This window comes from Klebsiella sp. 18074 (genome assembly GCF_902705905.1).
In the GTDB taxonomy this organism is placed as follows: domain Bacteria; phylum Pseudomonadota; class Gammaproteobacteria; order Enterobacterales; family Enterobacteriaceae; genus Klebsiella; species Klebsiella terrigena.
On the sequence record NZ_CACSIS010000003.1, the window covers coordinates 1 to 24,946 of the forward strand.

A 24,946-nucleotide genomic window follows, 5' to 3' on the forward strand; every position below is an offset into this window, starting at 1 on the left:
CCGAAAACCGCCTTGAGCGAGCTGAATGTTCAAATGGCGAGGTCATGGAAAAATATAGCGATCGCGACCTGCGGTCGCTAGAAAAGAAGAACCCCACCTAAAAAAGTGGGGTTAGTCAGCAGTCTGAAACCCTTCAGATGAAGGGTTTTTTTATGCCTGAGGTTTAGTCCTGGCGCAGCACCTTGTGCCCGTAGGCAATCAGCGCATCGGTGACCCGGCGCATCATCCGGCTTTCCGGCGCGAAGCGATGCCAGTAGAGCATCCGGCGCTGGAACAGGCCCGGCGTTAAATCGATAAGCTCGCCGCTGTTGAGCTCTTTCTCAATCTGCAGATGCGGGATCATACAGCAGGTGGTGCCCTGACGGGCGAGCTGCACAAAGGCTTCCGATGAGTTAACGATATGACAAGGCACGCTGCCCGGCGGCAGATCGAAGTTCTGCTGCAAAAACGCCTGATGCATGTCGTCGAGATGATCGAAGGCGACCACCGGCGCTTTGAGCAGCGCCGAGCGGGTTACGCCGTTGGGAAAATAGCGTTGCGCAAACTCTTTTGAGGCGACGAACAGGTAGTCCAGCGCCCCGAGCTGATCGACCAGGCAGCTTGGCAGCGCCTGCGGCTGGATACTGACCGCCCCGACTACCTCACCGCGGCGCAGGCGCTCCTGGGTGCGGGTTTCGTCTTCCACCTGCAGATTCAGGCGAATAGGTGAGTCGGAAAGCACGCTGGAGAGCGCCGGCAGCAGCCAGGTCGCCAGGCTATCGGCGTTCACCGCCAGCGACAGCAGCAGCGGCGTTGAGCCGGTTTGCTCATCGCCCAGCCACTCCTCTTCCAGCAGCTCAACCTGGCGCAGCAGGGCCAGCAGCTTCTGCCCCTGCTCGGTAGGACGCGGCGGTACGGTACGCACCAGCAGCGGCTGGCCGAACATGTTTTCCAGCTGTTTAATACGCTGAGAGACGGCGGACTGTGTAATGCATAGCTTCTGCGCGGCGCGCTCAAACCCACGTTCTCTTATCACCGCATCCAGCGCTTGTAGTGTTCTGTAGTCCGGTCGTTTCATTGTTCTGGCGTACCCCCATAACTTTTCATTAACTTGCACTATGACATAAATTTCTTTTTGATGAAGACGAAAATAGTCTGCTCAGATGTGTGATCCCCGTCGCAGGGACAATAACACCCCCGATGTTCTATAATGCGCCTCAGGTATTCACATCTCGGACCATAATCATGACGCAAGATGAACTGAAAAAAGCAGTAGGCTGGGCGGCATTGCAGTATGTTCAGCCGGGCACCATCGTGGGTGTCGGCACTGGCTCCACGGCCGCGCATTTTATTGATGCGCTGGGCACAATGAAAGGGCAGATTGAGGGTGCCGTTTCCAGCTCCGATGCCTCCACCGAAAAGCTGAAGAGCCTGGGCATTCCGGTTTTCGATCTCAATAGCGTCGACCGTTTAGGTATTTACGTGGACGGCGCGGATGAGATAAACGGCCATATGCAGATGATTAAAGGCGGCGGCGCGGCGCTGACCCGTGAGAAGATTATCGCCTCGGTTGCGGACAAGTTTATCTGCATCGCCGACGCCTCCAAGCAGGTCGATATCCTCGGCAAATTCCCGCTGCCGGTAGAAGTTATTCCTATGGCTCGTAGCGCTGTGGCGCGTGAGCTGGTGAAGCTGGGCGGCCGCCCGGAGTACCGTCAGGGCGTGATTACCGACAACGGTAACGTCATTCTCGATGTTTTCGGCCTCGAGATCCTCGACGCTATCGCGCTGGAAAATGCCATTAACGGCCTTCCTGGCGTCGTGACGGTGGGTCTATTCGCCAACCGTGGCGCCGATGTCGCGCTGATCGGCACCGCCGATGGCGTTAAAACCATCGTAAAATAATCCGTTCGGAGGGAGCGAATCGCTCCCTCGCAAATATTTTTTCTCCAGGCTGAATTTGGTGACTTCTGTCACATTTATGCAACTAGCCTGAGTAACAATCTACCTTTCTTTCCCTTTCTGGTTTTTTGTCCTGCTATTTCCCTCTGTGTGATATTTCTTCAGGACGTCGACGCAAACGTTCATATTGCTGCGATAGTTTTTTTTGATATGTTGCTGGGATGAAGTGTCGTTCCACACGACATCAGATAAGACAAAAACAGGACGGGGAAATGGCTAAGGTATCACTGGAAAAAGACAAAATTAAGTTTCTGCTGGTTGAAGGTGTGCATCAAAAGGCGGTGGATAACCTCCGCGCTGCAGGCTATACCAACATTGAATTTCACAAAGGCGCGCTCGATAGCGAAGCGCTGAAAGCATCGATCCGTGATGCTCATTTCATTGGCCTGCGCTCCCGTACTCATCTGACGGAAGAGATTTTCGCTGCCGCAGAAAAGCTGGTCGCCGTTGGCTGCTTCTGTATCGGTACTAACCAGGTCGATTTGAACGCAGCAGCCAAACGCGGTATCCCCGTCTTTAACGCCCCGTTTTCTAACACCCGCTCCGTTGCCGAACTGGTCATTGGCGAGCTGCTCCTGATGCTGCGCGGCGTCCCTGAAGCTAACGCCAAAGCGCACCGCGGCGTGTGGAACAAACTGGCGGTCGGCAGCTTTGAAGCGCGCGGCAAAAAGCTCGGTATTATCGGCTACGGCCATATCGGCACGCAGCTGGGCATTCTGGCCGAATCGCTGGGTATGCACGTCTATTTCTATGATATTGAAAGTAAACTTACGCTTGGTAACGCCACTCAGGTGCAGCATCTCTCCGACCTGCTGAACATGAGCGATGTGGTGAGCCTGCACGTGCCGGAAAATGCCTCCACCAAAAATATGATGGGTGCGGAAGAGCTGGCACTAATGAAGCCTGGCGCGCTGCTGATCAATGCCTCTCGCGGTACCGTGGTCGATATCCCGGCCCTCTGCGATGCGCTGGCGAGCAAGCACCTGGCGGGCGCGGCCATTGACGTCTTTCCGACCGAACCAGCCACCAACAGCGATCCGTTCACCTCGCCGCTGTGCGAGTTCGACAACGTGATCCTGACGCCGCATATCGGGGGTTCTACCCAGGAAGCGCAGGAAAATATCGGTCTGGAAGTGGCGGGCAAGTTGGCGAAGTACTCCGACAACGGCTCAACCCTTTCCGCGGTTAACTTCCCGGAAGTGTCGCTGCCGCTGCACGGCGGCCGCCGTCTGCTGCATATCCACGAAAACCGTCCTGGCGTCCTGACCGCCATCAACCAGATTTTTGCCGCTCAGAGCATCAACATCGCGGCGCAGTATCTACAAACCACCCCGCAGATGGGCTATGTGGTTATCGATATTGAAGCCGAAGAGGATGTGGCGCAGCAGGCGCTGCTGGCAATGAAGGCGATTCCGGGCACCATCCGCGCGCGTCTGTTGTTCTGATTCTCATCGAGGATCCCTGCGGGGATCCCTTTAACCTATGCATAAATCACTACTGAATACCGGCGTTCTCCTCCTGCTGCTGATCCTTGCATGGACGGGATGGGGGACTCACGACCGCCTGACGTGGCTGATGGAAGTGACGCCGGTCATTATCATCGTTCCGCTGCTGCTGGCAACGCGTTCGCGCTATCCGCTCACCCCGCTCCTGTACACGTTTATCTTCTTTCACGCCATCATTCTGATGGTCGGCGGGATGTATACCTACGCCAAAGTACCGATTGGTTTTGACGTGCAGGCGTGGCTTAATTTAAGCCGCAATCCGTACGATAAACTTGGCCACTTTTTTCAGGGGCTGGTGCCGGCGCTGGCGGCGCGGGAAATTCTTATTCGCGGCGGCTACGTCCGCGGGCGCAAGATGCTGTCATTTCTGGTCTGCTGCATCGCGCTGGCTATCAGCGCGACCTACGAGCTGATTGAGTGGTGGGCGGCGCTGGCGATGGGGCAGGGGGCGGACGATTTTCTCGGCACCCAGGGCGACCCGTGGGACACCCAGTCGGATATGTTCTGTGCGCTGCTGGGGTCATTGGCGGCTCTCTTCCTGCTAAGCGGCCGGCATAACCGGCAGCTGAAGACGCTCGGCTACCAATAACCTACGCCCACTGCCACAGCTTTGAGGGCGTGATCACCGCGGGCAGCGGGATATCCCACTGCTCCGTCGGCAGTACGTCAACCTGCTGGCAATCGTGGGCGTAGCCGACGGGCTGCAGAGGATACTGGCGCCAGTTTTGCAGCGTCCTGTCGTAAAATCCTCCGCCCATTCCCAGGCGCTGGCCGAGTGCATCGAAGGCCACCAGCGGCGTAATCAGCACATCCAGCTGCGACAGCGGCAGCACGTCGCGCACGTCGAGCTTTGGCTCGTGAATTTTCAGGCGGTTTATCACCAGTTCGCTTTGCGGATGGTAGTGTAAAAACAGCAGGTTTCCCGGACTGAAAGGGTGGAGCACGGGGAGATAGACGCGTTTTCCCGCCCGCCACAGCTGCTCAATCAGCGGCTGGGTATCCAGCTCGCCGTCGAAGGAAAGAAACAGCGCCACGGTTCGCGCGAGGGTCACCGGCGGGTAGGCCATCATGCGGTTCGCACCCAGCGCGGCAAAACTGGCCTGCTGTTCAGGCGTCAGCGCGCGTCGAAGCTGGCGGATGTGCTGGCGAATCTGCTGTCGGGTTGAGCGGGTATCAGAAATTTGGGTCATGAAAGATCGCCTGATCTGGCATTATCACGTCACGACGTGAGCCGGTTATGCATGTAGGCGTAGTGTAATACAGAGTAGGTGTGATGCTGAATCTGAAGTCGTGCGAAATGAAGCGCTAAAAGAAGGGAATCTCCGAGATGCCGCCGCAGGCTGTAACCCTTGAACCCTTGGTTCAAGGTGAATGCGTCGTCACAGTTTTAAGGCTTCTCGGACGAACCGAGCATGCTCACCAACCGTGGAGCGCCACATTCTTGTGGTATGAAATATCGGCTCAGGGGACTGGCCCGCTTGCAAACATCTCAGAGAAATTTTGTTCTTGCGATTACTCTAACACAGTTAATTGCAAAGTGTTATTCAAACTTTGGCCCGGTTCTTTCGCTTATGCGACCTTGCTCAAGCAACGCTTGTTCGATGGTCTGCTGAAGCATCCGAATACGCTGTTCCATACTGGAGGCGTAGTCGCGGGTTTTCGCTTTTTCCTGAGTTAACTCATAGCTGATGTTCAACGCGGCGATGAAGACCAGCTGCTCAGTATTTGTGACTCTAGTGCGTTCTTTTAAATCTTGCAACCGCTGATTCAGGTCATCAGCTGCCTGACTCAAGGCATCCCTTTGTTCAGGCGGGCAATTCACGCGAAGTGAACGGCCAAAAATTTGGAGATCGACGGGTTGTGCAGACATGCCACCTTCCTGCTGATTGACTGCGCGGCCTTCACGCCCATACCCGGGGCTACGAAGGGGCGACACTATAGCTACCCTGATGCGAAGGTACAAGCCCTATTCTGGTTCACCAGGGTCCAAAGTGGTAGCATATCATGAATATTCCTCCCAACGATGACGAATGCGCATGTCTATACAGAACGAAATGCCTGGTTACAACGCCGTAGACCAGTTACTGAACCAACAGGGCGTGGGCTTAACCCCGGCCGAAATGCACGGTTTGATCAGCGGGATCCTGTGCGGCGGTAATAAAGACAGCAGCTGGCAGCCGCTGGTGCACGACCTGACGAACGAAGGTCTCGCATTCGGCCACGAGCTGGCGCAGTCTCTGCGCAACATGCATTCCGCGACCAGCGACTCGCTGGAAGACGATGGTTTTCTGTTCCAGCTCTATCTGCCGGAAGGGGAGAACGTGACCGTGTTTGAACGCGCCGATGCGCTGGCCGGTTGGGTTAACCACTTCTTGCTAGGCCTTGGTGTGACTCAGCCGAAGCTGGATAAGGTCAAAGATGAAACCGGCGAAGCCATCGACGATCTGCGCAACATTGCGCAGCTGGGCTACGACGAAGACGAAGACCAGGAAGAGCTGGAGATGTCGTTAGAAGAGATTATCGAGTACGTACGCGTTGCCGCGCTGCTGTGCCACGAAAACTTCTCGCGCCAGCAGCCAACCGCACCAGAAGTACGCAAGCCGACACTACACTAATTACAATTTGTTGAGGGGGCGTCATGACACAGCAGGAATTTCTTTCTCGTCGCCAGGCGCTGTTAGCGCAGATGCAACCGGGCAGCGCGGCGCTCATTTTCGCCGCACCGGAAGCGGTACGCAGCGCAGATTCGGAATATCCCTACCGGCAGAACAGCGATTTTTGGTACTTCACCGGCTTCAATGAGCCTGAAGCCTTGCTGGTGCTGATTAAAAGCAACGACACCCATAACCATAGCGTGCTGTTTAACCGCGTCCGCGATCTGACGGCAGAGATCTGGTTCGGTCGTCGCCTTGGCCAGGACGCCGCGCCCGCGAAGCTCGGCGTCGACCGCGCCCTGGCGTTCAGCGAAATTAACCAGCAGCTGTTCCAGCTGCTGAACGGCCTTGACGCCATCTATTTTGCACAGGGCGAATATGCCTACGCCGATAAAATCGTCTTCACGGCGCTGGAGAAGCTGCGTAAGGGCTCGCGCCAGAATCTGCAGGCGCCAAATTCCGTCATCGACTGGCGGCCGATAGTGCATGAGATGCGCCTGTTCAAATCGCCAGAAGAGCTTGAGGTGCTGCGCCGTGCCGGGGAGATCTCCGCCCTGGCCCACACCCGGGCGATGGAAAAGTGTCAGCCGGGGATGTACGAATACCAGCTGGAGGGCGAAATCCTTCACGAATTCAACCGTCACGGCGCCCGCTTCCCTTCCTATAACACCATCGTTGGCGGTGGCGACAACGGCTGCATTCTGCATTACACCGAAAACGAGTGCGAGCTGCGCGATGGCGATCTGGTGCTGATCGATGCCGGCTGCGAATACCGTGGCTATGCGGGCGATATTACCCGCACCTTCCCGGTTAACGGCAAATTTAGCCCGGCCCAGCGCGAGATTTATGACATTGTCCTCGAATCGCTGGAAACTGCGCTGACGCTCTACCGCCCTGGCACCTCTATTCAGGAGGTTAATCAGGAAGTTGTGCGGATAATGATCGTCGGCCTGGTGCGCCTCGGTATCCTTAAAGGGGACGTTGAAGAGCTGCTCGCCAGTAATGCGCACCGCCCGTTCTTTATGCACGGTCTGAGCCACTGGCTGGGGCTGGATGTGCATGATGTCGGCCGCTACGACGCCGAGCGTTCGCGTATCCTTGAGCCAGGCATGGTGCTGACCGTTGAGCCCGGCCTGTACATCGCCACCGATGCCGACGTGCCGTCGCAGTATCGCGGTATCGGTATCCGCATCGAAGACGATATTGTGATAACCGCTGACGGCAATGAAAATCTCACCGCCGGGGTGGTGAAACGCGCTGACGATATCGAAGCGCTGATGGCGGCGCGACGCTCATGAGCGTGCTGATCGTTGGCGGTGGAATGACCGGCGCGACCCTGGCCCTGGCTATCTCCCGGCTAACCGACGGCGCGCTGCCGGTCCATCTGGTAGAAGCGGCGGCGCCGGAATCATCGAAGCATCCAGGATTTGACGCCAGGGCGATTGCGCTGGCGGCAGGCACCTGCCAGCAGCTGGCGCGGGTCGGTATCTGGCAGGAGATCGCCGACTGCGCGACGCCGATCCAGCGCGTGCACGTCAGTGACCGCGGCCACGCGGGGTTCGTCACGCTGGACGCTCAGGACTATGGCCTGGCGGCGCTGGGCCAGGTTGTTGAGCTGCACGATATTGGCCAGCGCCTGTTTGCGCAACTGCGCGAGGCGCCGGGTATTAGCCTGCACTGTCCGGCAAAGGTAGAGAACGTCAGCCGCCGGGAGGAGGGCGTCAGCATCACCCTGGACAGCGGCGAAACGATCGACGGCAGGCTGCTGGTGGCAGCAGACGGATCGTGCTCGACGATCGGCGCCCGCTGCGGTATCAGCTGGCAGCAGCAGCCCTATCAACAGCTGGCGATTATTGCCAACGTCAGCACCGCTTTGCCCCACGAGGGGCGCGCCTTTGAGCGGTTTACCGAGCACGGTCCCCTGGCGATGCTGCCGATGTCGCAGGGCCGCTGTTCGCTGGTGTGGTGCCACCCTCAGTCCCGCTATGACGACGTCCTGAGCTGGTCGGACGAACGTTTTTGCCACGAGCTGCAGCAGGCGTTTGGCTGGCGGCTGGGGCGGATTACTCACGCCGGAGCGCGCAGCGTTTATCCGCTGGCGTTAACCACCGCCAGCCGCGCCGTTTCCCATCGTCTGGCGCTGGTTGGCAACGCGGCGCAGACGCTGCATCCCATTGCCGGGCAGGGGTTTAACCTTGGCTTGCGCGATGTGATGAGCCTGGCTGAAATTGTGGCCGAGTCCGGTGCCAGCGGGCGCGATCCCGGCGATTACGCCTTGCTTGAGCAGTATCAGGCAAGGCGAGCGGAGGATAAGTCCGCGACTATCGGCGTGACCGATGGCCTGGTTCATCTGTTTGCCAACCGTTGGGTGCCGCTGGTTGCGGGGCGCAACCTCGGCCTGATGGCGATGGAATTATTTACTCCGGCGCGCGATGCGCTGGCGCAGCGTACCCTCGGTTGGGTCCCCCGTTAAGGAGTTGAACGTGCAAAGTGTTGATGTTGCCATTGTGGGCGGTGGTATGGTGGGGCTGGCGGTTGCCTGCGGATTGCAGGGCAGCGGGCTGCGCGTCGCCGTCCTTGAGCAGGCTGAGCCACAGCCGCTGAGCGCCGATGCGCGGCCAGCGCTGCGGGTCTCAGCGATTAACGCCGCCAGCGAGAAGCTCCTGAGCAAGCTTGACGTCTGGCCAGCAATTATCGCCCGCCGCGCCAACTGCTATCACGGTATGGAAGTGTGGGATAAAGACAGCTTTGGCCGCATCAGCTTCGATGACCAAAGCCTTGGCTTCAGCCACCTCGGACACATTATTGAAAATGCGGTCGTTCACCACGCGCTGTGGCAAAAGGCGCAGCGCTGCTCTGACGTTACGCTGCTGGCCCCGGCGCAGCTGCAGCAGGTCGCATGGGGGGAGAACGAAGCCTTCCTTAGTCTGCAGGACGGCAGCATGCTCACCGCCCGGCTGGTGGTCGGCGCCGACGGTGCCAACTCGTGGTTGCGCAACAAGGCTGATATTCCGCTGACCTTCTGGGACTATCGCCATCACGCGCTGGTAGCCACCATCCGCACCGCGGAGCCGCATCAGGCCATCGCGCGCCAGGCCTTCCACGGCGACGGTATCCTCGCCTTCCTGCCGCTCAGCGATCCGCACCTGTGCTCGATCGTCTGGTCGCTACCGCCGCAGGAAGCGGAGCAGATGCAGCAGGCGGACGAGGCGACGTTTAATCAGGCGCTGAATATCGCCTTCGATAACCGTCTTGGCCTGTGCCAGATTGAGAGCGAGCGCGAAGTGTTCCCGCTGACCGGCCGCTACGCGCGGCAGTTTGCCGCCCATCGTCTGGCGCTGGTTGGCGACGCCGCCCACACCATCCACCCGCTGGCCGGGCAGGGGGTGAACCTGGGCTTTATGGATGCCGCAGAGCTTATCGATGAGCTCAGGCGCCTGCACGCTCAGGGCAAGGATATTGGTCAGTATCTGTATCTCCGCCGCTATGAGCGCAGCCGCAAGCACAGCGCCGCGCTGATGCTGGCGGGAATGCAGGGCTTTCGCGAAATGTTTGCCGGCAGCCATCCGGCGAAGAAGCTGCTGCGCGATATCGGTCTCAAGCTTGCCGATACGCTGCCGGGCGTCAAGCCGCAGCTGATTCGTCAGGCGATGGGGCTAAACGACCTTCCTGGCTGGTTACGTTAAGCTCGTCACACTTCTCTCACCCGGCCTCGCGCCGGGTTTTCCCCTCTCATTTGAAATAATCTAATCTCACCCATTTTTTCGCATTAGTTTTATTAATGCCTCTCTTTTTTTGTTAAAGAAAATAGGCCCGTTTTTTCGCATAAAATACCATCATGACCTGCTTTGTTCGGTGGTTATGTTGATTTTATGTGGCATTAATCGCTTTTTTCCAGTCAATAATTCTGTGTGATTTTTGGCGAGTTTTGGTCATAAGCTAATGTGATGTCCTGATTTACCTTATGGTTTAGCGCCGGTTTCGGTGGTAAGTTCAGGCAAAAGATAACGTTTGCGTCGATGCCAGCGAAGGGCCTCGACGCCGGATTTCGCGGGGCGAAATCGCCGCAAAAAAGTAGCTGGTTCCGTTTTATTCGACGAGGAAAAGATGGCTCAACAGACTCCGTTGTATGAACAACACACGCTGTGCGGTGCTCGCATGGTGGACTTCCATGGCTGGATGATGCCGCTGCATTACGGTTCCCAGATTGATGAACACCACGCGGTGCGCAGCGATGCCGGCATGTTCGACGTCTCGCACATGACCATCGTCGACTTCCACGGGAGCCGGGTGCGCGAGTTCCTGCGCTATCTGCTGGCTAACGATGTGGCGAAGCTCACCGTCCCAGGCAAAGCGCTATACAGCGCAATGCTGACCGCTTCGGCGGGCGTTATTGATGACCTGATTGTCTATTTCCTGACGGAAGACTATTTCCGCCTTGTTGTTAACTCCGCGACGCGCGAAAAAGACCTCGCCTGGATCGGCCAGCAGGCTGAACCCTATGGCCTGGAGATCGTCGTACGCGACGATCTGTCGCTGATCGCCGTCCAGGGCCCGCAGGCGAAAGAGAAGGCCGCCACCCTGTTTAGCGAGCAGCAGCGCCAGGCCGTTGCCGGCATGAAGCCGTTCTTTGGCGTACAGGCGGGGGATTTATTTATCGCTACCACCGGCTACACCGGCGAAGCGGGCTACGAGATTGCGCTGCCGAAAGAGCAGGCCGCAGATTTCTGGCGCAGCCTGCTGGACGCGGGCGTGAAGCCCTGCGGCCTCGGCGCTCGCGATACGCTGCGCCTGGAAGCCGGGATGAATCTGTACGGCCAGGAGATGGACGAAGGCGTCTCCCCGCTGGCGGCGAATATGGGCTGGACCATCGCCTGGGAACCTGCCGATCGCAACTTTATCGGTCGCGAAGCGCTGGAGCTGCAGCGCGAAAAAGGCACCGAGCAGCTGGTGGGTCTGGTGATGACCGAGAAGGGCGTACTGCGCGGCGGTCTGCCGGTGCGCTTTACCGATGCTGATGGTAATCAGCAAGAGGGCATCATCACCAGCGGGACGTTCTCCCCGACGCTGGGCTACAGTATTGCACTGGCACGCGTACCGGCGGGCATCGGTGAAACGGCTGTCGTACAAATCCGTAACCGCGAAATGCCGGTAAAAGTGACTAAACCCGTTTTTGTGCGTAACGGCAAAGCCGTTGCGTGATTCCCCCTTTTGGAGATGAATTGATGAGCAACGTACCAGCAGAACTGAAATACAGTAAAGAACACGAATGGCTGCGCAAAGAGGCTGACGGCACCTACATCGTTGGCATCACCGAGCACGCGCAGGAGCTGCTTGGCGATATGGTTTTCGTCGATCTGCCGGAAGTCGGCGCGGCGGTTGAAGCCGGTGATGACTGCGCCGTTGCGGAGTCGGTAAAAGCGGCCTCGGATATCTATGCTCCGATTAGCGGCGAGATCGTGGCGGTGAACGAAGAGCTGAACGACTCCCCGGAGCTGATTAACAGCGATCCGTACGCCGACGGCTGGATCTTCAAAATTAAAGCCAGCGATGAAGCTCAGGTCGCGGCGCTGCTGGACGCGACGGCTTATGCCGCGCTGTTAGAAGACGAGTAACTACGTTCATCCTTCACGCGGCGGGCGCGTTAGCTTCCCGGCTAACCCGCCCGCTGGCGTCACTGCCAGCCGCGTGGACGGTTTTGCGTAGAAAGGCCCGGTGAGCATGCGCGCTCAACCGGGCAAACCAGTCAGACAATTACGATTCACTGCACGTTTCAGGAACCATCGCTCATGACTCAGACTTTAGGCCAGCTTGAAAACCGCGGCGCCTTTATTGAACGTCACATCGGTCCGGATGCTCAGCAACAGCAGGAGATGCTGAATACCGTTGGCGCCGATTCGCTTAACGCCCTGATTGGCCAGATTGTGCCGCAGGATATTCAGCTGGCAACGCCGCCGCAGGTCGGTGATGCGACGACGGAATTCGCCGCGCTTGCGGAGCTGAAGGCAATTGCCGGGCGTAACAAGCGCTTTAAGTCTTACATCGGCATGGGCTACACCGCCGTGCAGCTGCCGCCGGTTATTCAGCGCAATATGCTGGAAAACCCGGGCTGGTATACCGCGTATACCCCTTATCAGCCAGAAGTATCGCAGGGTCGCCTCGAATCGCTGCTCAACTTCCAGCAGGTTACGCTCGATCTGACCGGGCTGGATATCGCCTCTGCCTCGCTGCTGGATGAAGCAACCGCCGGAGCGGAAGCGATGGCTATGGCGAAGCGCGTCAGCAAGCTGAAGAACGCGAACCGCTTCTTTGTGGCTGCCGACGTGCACCCGCAAACGCTGGACGTGGTCCGCACTCGCGCGGAAACCTTCGGCTTTGACGTCATCGTCGATGATGCGGACAAAGCGCTCGATCATCAGGACGTTTTCGGCGTGCTGCTGCAGCAGGTCGGTACTACCGGCGAAGTGCACGATTACTCAGGCCTGATTACCGAGCTTAAAGCGCGCAAGGTCGTGGTGAGCGTGGCGGCCGACTTTATGACCCTGGTGCTGCTGACCGCGCCGGGCAAGCAGGGCGCCGATATCGTCTTCGGTTCCGCCCAGCGTTTCGGTGTGCCGATGGGCTACGGTGGCCCGCACGCGGCCTTCTTCGCGGCAAAAGATGAATTCAAACGCTCCATGCCCGGCCGTATTATCGGCGTATCGAAAGATGCCGCCGGCAATACCGCGCTGCGTATGGCGATGCAGACCCGCGAGCAGCATATCCGCCGCGAGAAAGCGAACTCCAATATTTGTACTTCCCAGGTGCTGCTGGCCAACATCGCCAGCCTGTACGCGGTCTTCCACGGCCCGGCTGGCCTGAAGCGTATCGCCAGCCGCATCCATCGCCTGACGGATATTCTTGCCGACGGCCTGCAGAAGAAAGGGCTCAAGCTGCGCCACGCGCACTACTTTGACACCCTCTGCGTCGACGTTGCCGATAAAGCGGCGGTGCTGGCGCGCGCCGAGGCGCTGGAAATTAACCTGCGCAGCGACATTCACAACGCGGTCGGTATCACCCTCGATGAAGCCACCACTCGCGAGGACGTGCTGAACCTGTTCCGCGCGATCGTTGGCGAGGCGAACGGGCTGGATATCGATACCCTGGACAAAGACGTTGCGCTCGATAGCCGTTCGATCCCGGCCAGCATGCTGCGCGACGATGCGATCCTGACCCACCCGGTATTCAATCGCTACCACAGCGAAACCGAGATGATGCGCTACATGCACTCGCTGGAGCGTAAAGATCTGGCACTGAATCAGGCGATGATCCCGCTGGGATCCTGCACCATGAAGCTCAACGCCGCGGCGGAAATGATCCCGATCACCTGGCCTGAGTTTGCCGAGCTGCACCCGTTCTGCCCGGCAGAGCAGGCGGAAGGCTATCATCAGATGATCGCCCAGCTCTCCGACTGGCTGGTGAAGCTGACCGGCTACGACGCCGTGTGCATGCAGCCGAACTCCGGCGCCCAGGGTGAATATGCGGGCCTGCTGGCTATCCGTCATTACCACGAGAGCCGCAATGAAGGCCATCGCGATATTTGCCTGATCCCAAGCTCGGCGCACGGCACCAACCCGGCATCCGCGCAGATGGCAGGGATGCAGGTCGTGGTCGTGGCCTGTGATAAAAACGGCAACATCGATCTCGCCGATCTGCGTCTTAAGGCAGAGCAGGCGGGGGAAAATCTCTCCTGCATCATGGTGACCTACCCGTCGACTCACGGCGTGTATGAAGAGACCATCCGCGAAGTGTGCGAGATTGTGCATCAGTTCGGCGGCCAGGTTTACCTCGACGGCGCGAACATGAACGCGCAGGTGGGGATTACCTCTCCGGGCTTTATCGGCGCGGACGTGTCGCACCTTAACCTGCACAAAACCTTCTGCATTCCGCACGGCGGCGGCGGCCCTGGCATGGGCCCAATCGGCGTGAAGGCGCACCTGGCCCCGTTCGTTCCGGGCCACAGCGTGGTGCAAATTGAAGGCATGCTGACCCGTCAGGGCGCGGTTTCCGCAGCACCGTTCGGCAGCGCCTCTATTTTACCTATCAGCTGGATGTATATCCGCATGATGGGCGCGGAAGGGCTGAAGCAGGCCAGCCAGGTGGCTATCCTCAACGCTAACTACATCGCGACGCGCCTGAAGGAGGCTTTCCCGGTGCTCTATACCGGCCGCGACGGCCGCGTGGCGCACGAATGCATTCTGGATATTCGTCCGCTGAAGGAGGAGACCGGCATTAGCGAGCTGGACATTGCCAAGCGTCTGATCGACTTCGGTTTCCACGCGCCGACGATGTCCTTCCCGGTTGCCGGTACGCTGATGGTTGAACCGACCGAATCGGAAAGCAAGGTTGAGCTGGACCGCTTTATCGAGGCGATGCTGGCGATCCGCGGCGAAATCGAGCGCGTGAAAGCGGGCGAGTGGCCGCTGGCGGATAACCCGCTGGTGAACGCGCCGCACACCCAGGGCGAGCTGGTTGCTGAATGGAGCCATCCGTACACCCGCGAGCTGGCGGTGTTCCCGGCAGGACTGGCGAATAAATACTGGCCGACGGTGAAGCGTCTGGACGATGTTTACGGCGACCGTAACCTGTTCTGCTCCTGCGTACCGATGAGCGAATATCAGTAATTAGCTGATTAGACTATCTTTTAAAGGCGCTGCGGCGCCTTTATTTTTTGGGAGAACGCGATGACGGTGGCATTGATTAGCGGCGCGAGCCGCGGAATTGGCAGGGCGACGGCACTGCTGCTGGCGCAGGAAGGCTATACCGTGGCGGTGAATTACCACCACAACGTGAATGCGGCGACGGAAGTGGTGAATGAAATTATTGCCCGGGGCGGCAAGGCTATCGCGCTGCGCGCGGATATCAGCGACGAAGCGCAGGTGATGGCGATGTTTGCCGGCCTCGACCGGCTGGGTGAACCTCTGAGCGCGCTGGTAAATAATGCCGGCATTCTGTTTACCCAGAGCGCTGTCGAAGACCTGAGCGCCGAGCGGATTAACCGGGTGCTGAGCACCAACGTCACCGGCTATTTCCTCTGCTGTCGCGAGGCGGTAAAGCGGATGTCGCACCGTCACGGCGGCAAGGGTGGGGCGATCGTCAACGTCTCTTCGGCGGCGGCGCGTCTGGGCTCACCGGGTGAATACGTTGATTACGCCGCGTCGAAAGGGGCGGTCGATACGCTGACTACCGGCCTGGCGCTGGAGGTGGCGGCGCAGGGTATTCGCGTCAACGGCGTGCGTCCGGGCTTTATCTACACCGAAATGCACGCCTCCGGCGGCGAGCCGGCGCGCGTCGAGCGGGTGAAAGCGGCGCTGCCGATGCAGCGCGGCGGGCAGCCGGAAGAGGTCGCCCAGGCCATCGTCTGGCTGCTGAGCGACAAAGCCTCCTACGTAACCGGCAGCTTTCTGGAGCTGGCGGGCGGAAGATAATCCACAACGCCTTCCCGGAGACGGCGCTGCGCCCCTGTCCGGGCTACCAGATCTTCAGACTGCATTAAACCTGCCCTCGGGTCGCGGCTAACGCCTTACCCGGGCTACAAAATCAATACCGCAGCGATCCGTAGCAGGGGAGATGCGCTACGACGCCATCCACAGCCGCAGGCGCATCCCCAAGCCGCTGGTCCAGCCGGTGGTCACGGATTTCACCTCGCCGCGGGAAATCACCACCAGGGTGGGCGTCACCTGCACGTCCCACCGGCCTGAAAGCCGGCCGTCGGGATCGTTAACCGTCGGCAGCGCCATTTTTTTGCGCGCCAGCCACTTCTCCAGCTCCGGGTCATCGCCGGAGCGCAGCGCCACCGTCATCACGTTGCCGCCATCGGCAGCCAGCGCGGCGACGGATGGCGTGGTGTAACGACATACGCCGCACCATGTGGCCCAGACGTACAGCAGCAGCGGACGTTCGTGGCTCATTGCCGCCAGATCGACCGTCCGACCATCAAGGGTTTGCAGCGGCGTGCTGGTGAAATTTTGCGGCAATGCGGGTTTACGCACGTAATCCACCGCCAGGCTTATCGCCACCCCAATCAATAGCAAGACGATCCCCTCGCGCAGCCAGCGCGTTAATTTACTGCGCATCCGCTTTCGCCAGCTGTTCTTTCACCAACCCCTCCAGATCTGCTTCGGGGATTGCGCCCGCTACCATCTCGTCGCCGATAATGGTGGCCGGTGTGCCCTGAATATTCAGTACCTGCGATAAAATCAGGTTCATCTTCAGCGACTCCATGGTTTTCTCATCGATCTTCACCCCGTCAGTGGCGGTTTTCTGCTGCGCGGCGCGAACGCTGGCATCATCGTGATAGCCCTTTTTCGCCATCAGCCGCTGATGCAGCGCCCAAAACTTATCTGGCTGCTGCTGCCAGGTTGAGAGCGCGGCTTTGGCGGCGTTGACCGAACTTTGCCCCTTAAACGGCAGTAGCTTCACAATCAGTAAAACGTCAGGATTATCATGGACGATTTTCTCCAGCATTGGGTCGAACTGCTTGCAGTAAGGACAGTTGTAATCCGTGAATGAGACGATGGTCAGTTTCGGCTCTTTGGCTCCCATACGCGGGCTTAAGGAATCGTTAAACAGCAGCCTGGCGAGCTGGTCATCGCTGGACGATTCCGGTGCGGCCATGCTAAATGTTGCTATGCATAGCAGCAGTAATGCGGTGATGATTCTCATGATTATTTTCCTTTCGCAGCGGATAGGGTGGCGAGAAGCTCTTCTCGATTTAATAGCGCAGGCAGCGTCTGACCCTGCGGTAACGCCGGTCCATAAATCTGATTAAACGGTACGGCCGCGCTGCCGCGGGCGGTCAGAAACTGGCTAATGGTGTCCGACGGTCGACTCCAGTCGCCGCGCAGCGCCACCACATCCGGGGCTGAGAGCGCCTCCTGTACCTCATCACGAAGCAATACGTTGTATTTATTGGCTTTACAGGTCACGCACCAGTCGGCAGTTACATCGACAAACACTCGCTGATGATTCGCCAGCGCGTCGGCAATCGCTTGTTCACTGAGCGGTTGCCAGTGGACGCGATCGCGGCGCGAACCCTGGCCTTCCGGTGGTGAAATCAAAGCAACCGCGGCCGCAATCACCAGGACCAGCGCTGCGGCCTGTAGCGCCGCACGCCAGCGGTAGCGCCAGGCCGTCGCCAGCAGCAGAACGAAAGTCAGAATCACCAACAGTGCGAGCACCGGCAGGCGACCTATGTGCACCGTCAGCAGACTTACCAGCCACAGCGACGAGGCGAGCATCATCAGCCCGAGAGTGACCCGAACGCGGTTCATCCAGCGGCCTGGGCGAGGAAGGTGTCGGGCGAAACCGGGCCAGGCGACAATCAGCAACCACGGCAGGCTCATTCCCAGACCCATCGCGAAGAAGATCCCCCACAGCAGCGGCAGCGGCGCAACGAGCGCCACCGATACGGCAGTGCCGAGAAACGGCGCGGTACACGGCGTCGCGAGAAGCGTGGCGAATGCCCCTTGCCAGAAGTGGCCCAATAAACCGCTTCCGCCGCGGGTGGCGAGAAACGTGCTGGTGTTAGAGGAGAGGCGAAACTCAAACAGCCCCAGCAGGCTGGCGCTGAACAGCACCATCACCAGCGCCATCGCACCGATAAACCACAGATTCTGGAACTGAATGCCCCAGCCCAGCGCCTGATTGCCCAGCCTTAACAGGGTCATCATCAGCGCCAAAACGAGGAAAGAGGCGATAATTCCGCCAACGGATGCCAGGAACTGGCGTCTTATTACCCCGTGCTGCTGGTTAGCGCTTTGCACCAGCGTGCCCAGCTTCATGGCCAGTACCGGCAGCACGCAGGGCATCACGTTGAGGATCAGTCCCCCGGCCAGCGCCATCAGCAGCACCCACCACAGAGACAGCTCCGGTGCGGCGGTCCCCTGAACAATGGCAACCCGGCTCTCCTCGGCCTGACCGCCCTCGGCAAGCACCAGCGATAAAGTCTTACCGCTGAGGTTTGGCGCAGCATCGCCCCAGCTATCGGTGACCGGCAGCGTGGCGATAAGCGAATTCCCCTTGATGGCGAAGGCGGGCTTGCCGAAATCCACGTCATCCATACTGTCGATAAATAGCGAAGGCTGCTGCCAGCCCGCTTCGCGAACGGCGGTGACCGTTAACTTACCGCTGATATAGCTGGCGCTACGCTGCGAGGTCAGGCCGTCCGTCAGCGGCAGAGTGCCCATCGCCCGGGTGAAATCGTAGCGAAAATCGCTTCCAGCGGGGGAGGTCATATCCAGCGAGAAGGGATAGTCGGTGAGAATACAGACGTTGCTACAGGTGGATAGCGTCAGCACGCCGTGCAGGGTTTCCGGCAGCGGGCCGCGAATCTCCAGTGGGAAGCTGACGTTGCCGTGATAGCCCTGAGTAGAAATCCCGGCGACGTCAAAGCGCTGCGGCGTTGGCCAGTGCCAACTGACATCAAGCGGTTTTGACCAGGTTATTGCCGGAGCAATTCCTCCCTCACCCGGCGAGCGCCAGTAGGTTTTCCAGCCCTTTTCCAGCGCGACGTCCAGCAGCAAGCGCGTTTCGCCGCTGCTCTCATTTTGCGCGCGCAGCCTGACGCTGGCGTGTTGATTATCGGCGGCGCGTAACCAGCCGCTGTCGGCGGCCTGACTGACGGGCAGCCATAGCCAAAGCAGGCAGACCAGCAGTCGCCTGAATACCATAAGCATAAATTTTCTCCGTTAATGAATGATTAACCTGAACCGTCAGGCCAGTGCTCATTCACGGAAAACGCATAATCGGAGATGTACCCGTAACCGGGGAGGAGAAATTTCACGGGGAGGCCAGAGGCGCTCAATACGCGCAGGGCTTGCCGCCAGCACCGCCAGCAGCAGGGCGATGGCAAATAGCGCGCCTTCGAACAGCATCGGCGGAACGGCCATCAGCGATTTGGCGCTCAGCTCGCAGGGCGTCACCGGCTCATCGCTATTACTCTGACCCTGCTGTACCAATTGAGTGGCGGTAGTCGTATTTATGACAAGCGCATGCATCCCGGCCATACGCTGCGCGGTGCATATCAGCACCACCAGACAGGCAAGGGCTACAAGAAGGATGGCTTTGCGTTGTCGCTTGATCATGATCGCCTCAATTATTCACGTGGCCTATCTTATCGGGCGAAAGCGTTTTGGCAATGCGAAAGCTGTAAAGAAGTGTCCGGGCGGGGGATTCTTCCTCTCCCCGAAGAGAGGAGAGGAAGGGGCAGAGCAAGAAATCAGAGGTTTTCGCCGTTGCTGGCGATAACCTCTTTGTACCAGTTGAAACTTTTCTTACGCGAACGGGACATATCGCCGGTGCCGTCATCGTGCTTATTGACGTAGATAAAGCCGTAGCGCTTGCTGTACTGGCCGGTGGTGAAGGAGACGCAGTCGATGCAGCCCCACGGGGTGTAGCCCATCAGCTCGACGCCATCGTAAGTGACCGCTTTGATCATCTCTTCAACGTGGGCGCGCAGGTAGTCGATGCGGTAGTCATCGTTGATGCTGCCGTCCTCTTCGACTTTGTCGTAGGCGCCAAAGCCGTTTTCTACGATGAACAGCGGCTTCTGGTAGCGTTCGTACAGCTCGCACAGCGCGTAGCGCAGGCCCACCGGGTCAATCTGCCAGCCCCAGTCGGAAGCCTTAACGTGCGGGTTCGGTACGCTGCCTTCAAAGCCGGAAATGGCATCGCCGCTGCCGCCTTCGGCCTTCACGGCGTTGGTCATGTAGTAGCTGAAGCCGAGGTAGTCGCAGGTGCCTTCACGCAGGATCTGCTCGTCACCCTCTTCCATCCTGATGTTGAAGCCGCGTCGCTCCCACTCGTTCAGCACGTAGGTCGGGTAGTAGCCGCGCAGCTGCACGTCGGTGAAGACGTAGCGTTCACGCATCGATTCCTGAGCGAACATCACGTCTTCAGGCTTGCAGGAGAACGGATAGAGGGCGACCATTGCCAGCATGCAGCCAACCTGCATCTCCGGGTTGATGCGGCGCGCCGCCTTCACCGCCAGCGCGCTGGCCACGAACTGGTGGTGCAGCACCTGGTACATGGTCTCTTCCGGGTTTTCATGCTCGGTATAGACCACCCCGGAGCAGCAGTAGCCGAACAGCGGCGCACGCCAGTTACGCTGGTTGTTGATCTCGTTAAAGGTCATCCAGTACTTCACTTTGTGCTTATAGCGCTCGAAGACCACTTCGGCGAAGCGCACAAAGAAATCGACCACTTTACGGTTGGTCCAGCCGCCGTACTGCTGCACGAGGTGCAGAGGCATTTCAAAGTGGGAGAGGGTGATAACCGGTTCGATGTTGTACTTCAGCAGCTCATCAAACATGTCATCGTAAAACTTCAGCCCCTCTTCATTCGGCTGGGTTTCGTCACCGAGCGGGAAGATGCGGGTCCAGGCGATAGAGGTACGGAAACACTTAAAGCCCATCTCGGCAAACAGCTTGATGTCTTCTTTGTAGTGGCCGTGGAAGTCGATGGCTTCGTGGTTCGGGTAGTATTTACCCGGTTCAACCTGCTGGGTTATCTCGCGCGGTACGCCGTGCGCGCCGCCGGTCAGCACGTCGCAAATGCTCGGGCCTTTGCCGCCTTTATTCCAGCCGCCTTCCACCTGGTGCGCCGCTACCGCGCCGCCCCATAAAAAATCTTGCGGTAAGGATATTTTTTTCATGGTTGCTAATCTCGTTTGATGATCCGTTGTTTTCGAGTCTAGCAAAGAGCATATAAATGTCACGATATAACAATTTCCCGCTGCTGAAGTATGTTACATCGAAAAAACAGGGTGTTATTTTCAGGCTATTTTACGGGCTAATTTACGCCCGAGGCTTTCAAGAATATAAATTACCGGAATTTGCGTCGTAATATCGTAGACGCCGCCGATACGCGTTTGCGGTATGTGCCAGGAGAGGTTGAAATCAGCCAGCTTCGCCAGCCGCGAGTGTTCGTAGCTGGTTATCGACATCACCTTGCAGCGATGGAGGCTAAACTGGCCGGCAAAGCGCAGAATCTCTTCGGTTTCACCGGAAACGGAGAGGACGATTGCCAGCGCGTTGCGGGCCATATCGTTCGTCACCGGGAAATAGGGATCGTCGATATGATTACTGAATTTCCCGACGTTCGAGAAAAAGCGTGCGCCATATTTCGCCAGCGCGCCGGAGGTTCCGGCACCGACGAAAATAATACGCTCTGAGGCGAGGATAATATCCACCGCGCGTTCGAGTAAATCATCAAATTCATCGTTATTGACGCTTTTAAAAAAGCTCATTATTTCGCTGGCGCCGATATTTGCCTGTTGAGGCTCATTCTGCTCGAGATATAATTTAAAGCGTATGCGAAACTCTGAGTACCCCTCACACTGCAGCTTGCGGCAGAAACGCAGCACGGTGGTGGTGGAAACGCCGGCGGCTTCCGCCAGCTCGCGGATGGTCATATACATCACTTTGTCACGATTCTTAATGACGTAGTGGTAGACCATCATCTCAAGATTATTGAGACTGGCAATAGCGGCGTGGGAGAACATACTCACAGTAATAACTCACAATTCAGAATGACCAGGACGGAATGATATCATGCAGGCGAATGACATAACCTTTTTTCAGCGCTTTCAGGACGACATCCTCAGCGGCCGCAAAACGATCACCATCCGCAATGCCGCGGAGTCGCATTTCAACGTTGGCGACGTGCTGCGCGTCGGGCGCTATGAAGATGACGGCTATTTTTGCACGATTAGCGTAGTCGCGACCGCCACGGTAACCCTCACCACGCTGAGCGAACGGCACGCGCAGCAGGAAAATATGACCCTTGCGCAGCTGCGGCAGGTTATCACGGAGATCTACCCGGACGAAGAGCAGTTTTATGTCATTGAATTCAAACTGCTTTGAAAAATAGTGAACGACTGTTAGGTGAAATTTAACTGTAATATTATGATTTTAAAATGATTACAAATATTCATTGTTTTATTTTAGCTAACAGGTGTTCACTGGAATCATTCTCAGTTACCCTAGGTGGGCGTTGAAAGATTTCACGCTTTTGGAGCTAAATATGGTTCGCAAGCCATTAACCACACAGGGATATTCTCTGGCAGAGGAAATTGCCAATAGCATCAGTCATGGGATCGGGCTGGTGTTTGGTATCGTCGGCCTGGTGCTGCTGCTGGTGCAGGCGGTGGACGCTAACGCCGGCGCTATGGCGATTACCAGCTACAGCCTCTACGGCGGCAGCATGATCCTGCTGTTCCTCGCCTCTACGCTCTATCACGCCGTTCCGCATCAGCGGGCTAAGCTATGGCTGAAAAAATTCGACCACTGCGCCATCTATCTGCTGATTGCGGGCACCTATACCCCTTTTCTGCTGGTGGGGCTCAACTCGCCGCTCGCGCGCGGCCTGATGATCGTTATCTGGAGCCTGGCGCTGCTGGGGATCTTGTTTAAGCTGACCATCGCGCACCGCTTTAAAGTTCTGTCGCTGGTGACCTATCTGACGATGGGCTGGCTGTCGCTCATCGTGGTCTATCAGTTGGCGATTAAGCTGGCGGCTGGCGGGGTAACGCTGCTGGCGATCGGGGGGATTGTCTATTCGCTGGGGGTTATCTTCTACGTCTGCAAGCGGATACCGTACAACCACGCTATCTGGCACGGCTTTGTGCTCGGCGGCAGCGTTTGTCACTTCCTGGCGATCTATCTGTACGTCGGGCAGGTTTAAATAACCGGCGCGCGGCGATGGCCTGTCGCGCGGGTTACCTGGCGTGGATAGCAGCGTCAGCGCCGCCTAAGGGCAGAGCGCTGGCGCCAATATCCGCACGCGGAGAGCTACTCTTCTTCCAGTGAGTACGGCAGCGGGGCGATGCTTAACGTGCCGGCATCATCGCGAACGCGGAACACGCTGTCCGCCTCCATGTCGTTATTCATCACCACCTGTACCAGCAGGTGACCATCATCTAACTGTACGGCGGCCAGCACGGTGCCGGTACGGCGCCAGTTCTCGCCCATCTGCAGCTCAAGATCTTCCCCGGCCTGCGGAACGCGGCTGGCTTTCCCGGTCAGAGACCACAGCGCCCGCTTGTTGGCTCCGCGGAATTTTGCCCGTGCGACCATCTCTTGCCCGGTATAGCAGCCCTTTTTAAAGCTGATGCCGCCCAGCGCCTGTAGGTTAGTAGCCTGCGGCAGAAACTGCGCGCTGTTGGCGCTATCAATGACCGGTAAGCCGGCTTCAATATTCAGCGCCAGCCACTGCTGGCTATTATTCAGCTGGGCATCGCTGCGCAGGGCTTCGGTCACCCGGGCGGCGGTTTCAGCGTCGGTCACCAGCAGGAAGCGCTCTGCCGGATGTTCAAACCACAGCAGGCTGGTTGCGCCGTCGGTCACCACCTGCTTGTCGGCATTCGGCAGCTCGCTGAACAGCGGTGCCAGCGCGGCGCGGGCCTGGAAGCCGGCGACACCCAGCAGGACGAGTTCATCGTTCGCGGCGATGGTCACCTTAGAGAACACCGCGTATTTTTTCAGTTCGGTCAGCTGCGCGTCGCGCAGGCTGCGGCGCTCAATCCACGCGAAGCCGCCATCGCGGCGAAACACGCGGAGGTTGCTCCACATTTTACCCTTGGCGTCACAGTGCGCGGCCAGCAGGTGGCGATCGTCAGTCAGCGCGCTGATATCAGCAGTGATCTGTCCCTGCAGATATTTCTCCGCATCCTGACCGGTGATTGTCGCCAGCGCCCAGTCGTCGAGGGTCATCAGCGTTAACGGCAGCCGCGCGGAAGAAGAGGGCTGACGTGGAGGAAAAGGTGTAAAAGCCATAGTCATGTCCTGAATAGCTTAACGCAGAGTGAATGACTAATGGTAAAAGAGCTATGGTGCAATGCAAGCGCTTTCGGCAGGCCATTTGTGCCCTAAGGGCGCAAGCGGGCGAACGAAGGAAATGGATAAAACCATAATAAATTTATGGTTTTTATGGAATGCTGCTCGCGCTTCTCGATAATGCTGTAAAGTAAGTGCTAAAAACGGGTTAAACTAACCTATAGCCTAAATGATTCGAGTTGCAGGAAGGCGGCAAGGCAAGTGAGCGAGTCCCCAGGAGCTTACTCGGGTAAGTGACTGGGGGGAACGAACGTGGCTAACGCACATGCAACTTGAAGTATGACGGGTATATACCTTTACGCTGGAAGGATAACATGGACATTACTAATAAGGCCCGCATCCACTGGGCATGCCGCCGGGGTATGCGTGAACTCGATATCTCCATCATGCCGTTTTTCGAGTATGAGTACGATACGCTCAGCGATGAAGACAAGCTGCTGTTCATCCGGTTGTTAGAAAACGACGACCCGGATCTGTTCAACTGGTTGATGAATCACGGCGAACCCTCCGATGCTCAGCTGCAGCGGATGGTAAAATTAATCCAGACTCGGAATCGGGAACGTGGTCCTGTGGCAATCTGATTTACGCATTTCCTGGCGTTCGCAGTGGTTCTCGCTGTTGCTCCACGGCGTCGTGGCGGGCATCGTCCTGCTGATGCCCTGGCCGCTCAGCTACACCCCGATATGGCTACTGCTGCTCTCTCTGGTGGTGTTTGACAGCGTACGCAGCCAGCGGCGGATCCACGCCTGTCAGGGAGAAATAAAGCTGATGACCGATTCCCGACTGCGCTGGCAAAAAGCGGAGTGGGAAATAGTCGGCATGCCGTGGGTCATTAATAGCGGAATGCTGCTGCGTCTGCGCCATACGCAAACGCGTCGCAGCCAGCACCTGTGGGTGGCGGCTGATAGCATGGATGCGAAGGAGTGGCGCGATTTGCGCCGGCTGGTGCTGAACAAACCGGCACAGGACTAAG

The 24,946-nt window shown here is 58.1% G+C and carries 25 protein-coding genes and 1 other RNA gene; 15 read left to right on the top strand and 11 right to left on the bottom strand.

What is annotated here, in order from left to right:
* Positions 1 to 163 precede the first annotated feature (163 nt).
* Positions 164 to 1,057, bottom strand: coding sequence for a DNA-binding transcriptional regulator ArgP (argP, locus tag GVK32_RS03285; RefSeq protein ID WP_041147167.1), 894 nt, complete (start codon positions 1,055 to 1,057; stop codon positions 164 to 166).
* Between the two features lie 167 nt (positions 1,058 to 1,224).
* Between argP and rpiA the strand changes: the two genes are divergently transcribed.
* The 3 genes from rpiA (at position 1,225) to GVK32_RS03300 (ending at position 4,035) form a co-directional block, all read left to right on the top strand.
* Complete coding sequence (rpiA, locus tag GVK32_RS03290; RefSeq protein ID WP_123708778.1) at positions 1,225 to 1,884, top strand: ribose-5-phosphate isomerase RpiA; 660 nt, start codon at positions 1,225 to 1,227, stop codon at positions 1,882 to 1,884.
* 269 nt (positions 1,885 to 2,153) lie between these two features.
* Positions 2,154 to 3,386, top strand: coding sequence for a phosphoglycerate dehydrogenase (gene serA, locus GVK32_RS03295; protein ID WP_041147165.1), 1,233 nt, complete (start codon positions 2,154 to 2,156; stop codon positions 3,384 to 3,386).
* Positions 3,387 to 3,423: 37 nt separating this feature from the next.
* Positions 3,424 to 4,035 carry a DUF2238 domain-containing protein gene (locus GVK32_RS03300; RefSeq protein ID WP_159865137.1) on the top strand — a complete coding sequence of 204 codons (612 nt, stop codon included), beginning with the start codon at positions 3,424 to 3,426 and terminating at the stop codon, positions 4,033 to 4,035.
* Position 4,036: 1 nt separating this feature from the next.
* Here GVK32_RS03300 and GVK32_RS03305 read toward each other — a convergent pair whose 3' ends face one another.
* From GVK32_RS03305 to zapA, 3 genes are all read right to left on the bottom strand, one after another.
* Positions 4,037 to 4,636: a 5-formyltetrahydrofolate cyclo-ligase gene (locus GVK32_RS03305; RefSeq protein ID WP_159865140.1), complete on the bottom strand. Its 600-nt coding sequence runs from the start codon at positions 4,634 to 4,636 to the stop codon at positions 4,037 to 4,039.
* A gap of 125 nt (positions 4,637 to 4,761) precedes the next feature.
* Positions 4,762 to 4,945, bottom strand: a non-coding RNA gene (ssrS, locus tag GVK32_RS03310) — 6S RNA.
* Between the two features lie 41 nt (positions 4,946 to 4,986).
* The gene (gene zapA / locus GVK32_RS03315) at positions 4,987 to 5,316 is read right to left on the bottom strand and encodes a cell division protein ZapA (protein ID WP_041147162.1); all 330 of its coding nucleotides are present in this window, start codon (positions 5,314 to 5,316) and stop codon (positions 4,987 to 4,989) included.
* A gap of 166 nt (positions 5,317 to 5,482) precedes the next feature.
* On the opposite strand from zapA, the gene GVK32_RS03320 reads away from it, so the two are divergent.
* The 8 genes from GVK32_RS03320 (at position 5,483) to GVK32_RS03355 (ending at position 15,567) form a co-directional block, all read left to right on the top strand.
* The gene (locus GVK32_RS03320) at positions 5,483 to 6,061 is read left to right on the top strand and encodes a YecA family protein (RefSeq protein WP_123551966.1); all 579 of its coding nucleotides are present in this window, start codon (positions 5,483 to 5,485) and stop codon (positions 6,059 to 6,061) included.
* 23 nt (positions 6,062 to 6,084) lie between these two features.
* Positions 6,085 to 7,398 carry a Xaa-Pro aminopeptidase gene (pepP, locus tag GVK32_RS03325; RefSeq protein ID WP_159865143.1) on the top strand — a complete coding sequence of 438 codons (1,314 nt, stop codon included), beginning with the start codon at positions 6,085 to 6,087 and terminating at the stop codon, positions 7,396 to 7,398.
* Positions 7,395 to 8,573, top strand: a complete 1,179-nt coding sequence (gene ubiH, locus GVK32_RS03330; RefSeq protein ID WP_159865146.1) for a 2-octaprenyl-6-methoxyphenyl hydroxylase — start codon at positions 7,395 to 7,397, stop codon at positions 8,571 to 8,573. The genes pepP and ubiH overlap by 4 nt, the downstream gene beginning before the upstream one ends.
* A gap of 10 nt (positions 8,574 to 8,583) precedes the next feature.
* Positions 8,584 to 9,786, top strand: coding sequence for an FAD-dependent 2-octaprenylphenol hydroxylase (gene ubiI / locus GVK32_RS03335; protein WP_159865149.1), 1,203 nt, complete (start codon positions 8,584 to 8,586; stop codon positions 9,784 to 9,786).
* Between the two features lie 421 nt (positions 9,787 to 10,207).
* Complete coding sequence (gene gcvT / locus GVK32_RS03340; protein WP_159865152.1) at positions 10,208 to 11,302, top strand: glycine cleavage system aminomethyltransferase GcvT; 1,095 nt, start codon at positions 10,208 to 10,210, stop codon at positions 11,300 to 11,302.
* A 23-nt stretch (positions 11,303 to 11,325) separates the two neighbouring features.
* Positions 11,326 to 11,715, top strand: a complete 390-nt coding sequence (gene gcvH, locus GVK32_RS03345; protein WP_159865155.1) for a glycine cleavage system protein GcvH — start codon at positions 11,326 to 11,328, stop codon at positions 11,713 to 11,715.
* Positions 11,716 to 11,889: 174 nt separating this feature from the next.
* Entirely contained in the window at positions 11,890 to 14,763 is a 2,874-nt protein-coding gene (gene gcvP / locus GVK32_RS03350; RefSeq protein WP_159865158.1) for an aminomethyl-transferring glycine dehydrogenase, read from the top strand.
* Positions 14,764 to 14,823: 60 nt separating this feature from the next.
* Positions 14,824 to 15,567 carry an SDR family oxidoreductase gene (locus tag GVK32_RS03355; RefSeq protein WP_159865161.1) on the top strand — a complete coding sequence of 248 codons (744 nt, stop codon included), beginning with the start codon at positions 14,824 to 14,826 and terminating at the stop codon, positions 15,565 to 15,567.
* A gap of 147 nt (positions 15,568 to 15,714) precedes the next feature.
* On the opposite strand, the gene GVK32_RS03360 is transcribed toward GVK32_RS03355, so the two are convergent.
* The 6 genes from GVK32_RS03360 to GVK32_RS03385 form a co-directional block, all read right to left on the bottom strand.
* Entirely contained in the window at positions 15,715 to 16,215 is a 501-nt protein-coding gene (locus GVK32_RS03360) for a protein disulfide oxidoreductase (protein WP_159865164.1), read from the bottom strand.
* Positions 16,205 to 16,804, bottom strand: coding sequence for a DsbA family protein (locus GVK32_RS03365; protein ID WP_159865167.1), 600 nt, complete (start codon positions 16,802 to 16,804; stop codon positions 16,205 to 16,207). Before GVK32_RS03365 ends, GVK32_RS03360 begins: the two co-directional genes overlap by 11 nt.
* A gap of 2 nt (positions 16,805 to 16,806) precedes the next feature.
* Entirely contained in the window at positions 16,807 to 18,816 is a 2,010-nt protein-coding gene (locus GVK32_RS03370; RefSeq protein WP_159865170.1) for a protein-disulfide reductase DsbD, read from the bottom strand.
* 48 nt (positions 18,817 to 18,864) lie between these two features.
* Positions 18,865 to 19,224: a copper resistance protein gene (locus GVK32_RS03375; protein WP_159865173.1), complete on the bottom strand. Its 360-nt coding sequence runs from the start codon at positions 19,222 to 19,224 to the stop codon at positions 18,865 to 18,867.
* Between the two features lie 134 nt (positions 19,225 to 19,358).
* Positions 19,359 to 20,792 (bottom strand): 6-phospho-beta-glucosidase, encoded by a 1,434-nt coding sequence (locus GVK32_RS03380; protein ID WP_159865176.1) that lies wholly within the window; start codon positions 20,790 to 20,792, stop codon positions 19,359 to 19,361.
* A gap of 120 nt (positions 20,793 to 20,912) precedes the next feature.
* On the bottom strand, positions 20,913 to 21,641 hold the full coding sequence (locus GVK32_RS03385; RefSeq protein WP_159865750.1) for a MurR/RpiR family transcriptional regulator: 729 nt from the start codon (positions 21,639 to 21,641) through the stop codon (positions 20,913 to 20,915).
* A gap of 49 nt (positions 21,642 to 21,690) precedes the next feature.
* Here GVK32_RS03385 and yqfB point away from each other — a divergent pair, with 49 nt between their 5' ends.
* On the top strand, positions 21,691 to 22,002 hold the full coding sequence (yqfB, locus tag GVK32_RS03390; RefSeq protein ID WP_159865179.1) for a N(4)-acetylcytidine aminohydrolase: 312 nt from the start codon (positions 21,691 to 21,693) through the stop codon (positions 22,000 to 22,002).
* A gap of 160 nt (positions 22,003 to 22,162) precedes the next feature.
* On the top strand, positions 22,163 to 22,822 hold the full coding sequence (locus tag GVK32_RS03395; RefSeq protein WP_159865182.1) for a hemolysin III family protein: 660 nt from the start codon (positions 22,163 to 22,165) through the stop codon (positions 22,820 to 22,822).
* A gap of 107 nt (positions 22,823 to 22,929) precedes the next feature.
* On the opposite strand, the gene ygfZ is transcribed toward GVK32_RS03395, so the two are convergent.
* Complete coding sequence (gene ygfZ / locus GVK32_RS03400; protein WP_159865185.1) at positions 22,930 to 23,913, bottom strand: tRNA-modifying protein YgfZ; 984 nt, start codon at positions 23,911 to 23,913, stop codon at positions 22,930 to 22,932.
* Between the two features lie 374 nt (positions 23,914 to 24,287).
* Here ygfZ and sdhE point away from each other — a divergent pair, with 374 nt between their 5' ends.
* Positions 24,288 to 24,554, top strand: a complete 267-nt coding sequence (gene sdhE, locus GVK32_RS03405; RefSeq protein WP_041147145.1) for an FAD assembly factor SdhE — start codon at positions 24,288 to 24,290, stop codon at positions 24,552 to 24,554.
* A complete protein-coding gene (locus tag GVK32_RS03410; RefSeq protein ID WP_159865187.1) occupies positions 24,535 to 24,945 on the top strand; it encodes a protein YgfX in 411 nt (136 codons plus the stop codon). Before sdhE ends, GVK32_RS03410 begins: the two co-directional genes overlap by 20 nt.
* Position 24,946 lies beyond the last annotated feature (1 nt).

Coding starts and splice junctions, on each gene's coding strand:
- argP (WP_041147167.1), bottom strand. CDS start 1,057: ATGAAACGACCGGACTACAGAACACTACAAGCGCTGGATGCGGTGATA.
- rpiA (WP_123708778.1), top strand. CDS start 1,225: ATGACGCAAGATGAACTGAAAAAAGCAGTAGGCTGGGCGGCATTGCAG.
- serA (WP_041147165.1), top strand. CDS start 2,154: ATGGCTAAGGTATCACTGGAAAAAGACAAAATTAAGTTTCTGCTGGTT.
- GVK32_RS03300 (WP_159865137.1), top strand. CDS start 3,424: ATGCATAAATCACTACTGAATACCGGCGTTCTCCTCCTGCTGCTGATC.
- GVK32_RS03305 (WP_159865140.1), bottom strand. CDS start 4,636: ATGACCCAAATTTCTGATACCCGCTCAACCCGACAGCAGATTCGCCAG.
- zapA (WP_041147162.1), bottom strand. CDS start 5,316: ATGTCTGCACAACCCGTCGATCTCCAAATTTTTGGCCGTTCACTTCGC.
- GVK32_RS03320 (WP_123551966.1), top strand. CDS start 5,483: ATGTCTATACAGAACGAAATGCCTGGTTACAACGCCGTAGACCAGTTA.
- pepP (WP_159865143.1), top strand. CDS start 6,085: ATGACACAGCAGGAATTTCTTTCTCGTCGCCAGGCGCTGTTAGCGCAG.
- ubiH (WP_159865146.1), top strand. CDS start 7,395: ATGAGCGTGCTGATCGTTGGCGGTGGAATGACCGGCGCGACCCTGGCC.
- gcvT (WP_159865152.1), top strand. CDS start 10,208: ATGGCTCAACAGACTCCGTTGTATGAACAACACACGCTGTGCGGTGCT.
- gcvH (WP_159865155.1), top strand. CDS start 11,326: ATGAGCAACGTACCAGCAGAACTGAAATACAGTAAAGAACACGAATGG.
- gcvP (WP_159865158.1), top strand. CDS start 11,890: ATGACTCAGACTTTAGGCCAGCTTGAAAACCGCGGCGCCTTTATTGAA.
- GVK32_RS03355 (WP_159865161.1), top strand. CDS start 14,824: ATGACGGTGGCATTGATTAGCGGCGCGAGCCGCGGAATTGGCAGGGCG.
- GVK32_RS03360 (WP_159865164.1), bottom strand. CDS start 16,215: ATGCGCAGTAAATTAACGCGCTGGCTGCGCGAGGGGATCGTCTTGCTA.
- GVK32_RS03365 (WP_159865167.1), bottom strand. CDS start 16,804: ATGAGAATCATCACCGCATTACTGCTGCTATGCATAGCAACATTTAGC.
- GVK32_RS03370 (WP_159865170.1), bottom strand. CDS start 18,816: ATGCTTATGGTATTCAGGCGACTGCTGGTCTGCCTGCTTTGGCTATGG.
- GVK32_RS03375 (WP_159865173.1), bottom strand. CDS start 19,224: ATGATCAAGCGACAACGCAAAGCCATCCTTCTTGTAGCCCTTGCCTGT.
- GVK32_RS03380 (WP_159865176.1), bottom strand. CDS start 20,792: ATGAAAAAAATATCCTTACCGCAAGATTTTTTATGGGGCGGCGCGGTA.
- GVK32_RS03385 (WP_159865750.1), bottom strand. CDS start 21,641: ATGTTCTCCCACGCCGCTATTGCCAGTCTCAATAATCTTGAGATGATG.
- yqfB (WP_159865179.1), top strand. CDS start 21,691: ATGCAGGCGAATGACATAACCTTTTTTCAGCGCTTTCAGGACGACATC.
- GVK32_RS03395 (WP_159865182.1), top strand. CDS start 22,163: ATGGTTCGCAAGCCATTAACCACACAGGGATATTCTCTGGCAGAGGAA.
- ygfZ (WP_159865185.1), bottom strand. CDS start 23,913: ATGGCTTTTACACCTTTTCCTCCACGTCAGCCCTCTTCTTCCGCGCGG.
- sdhE (WP_041147145.1), top strand. CDS start 24,288: ATGGACATTACTAATAAGGCCCGCATCCACTGGGCATGCCGCCGGGGT.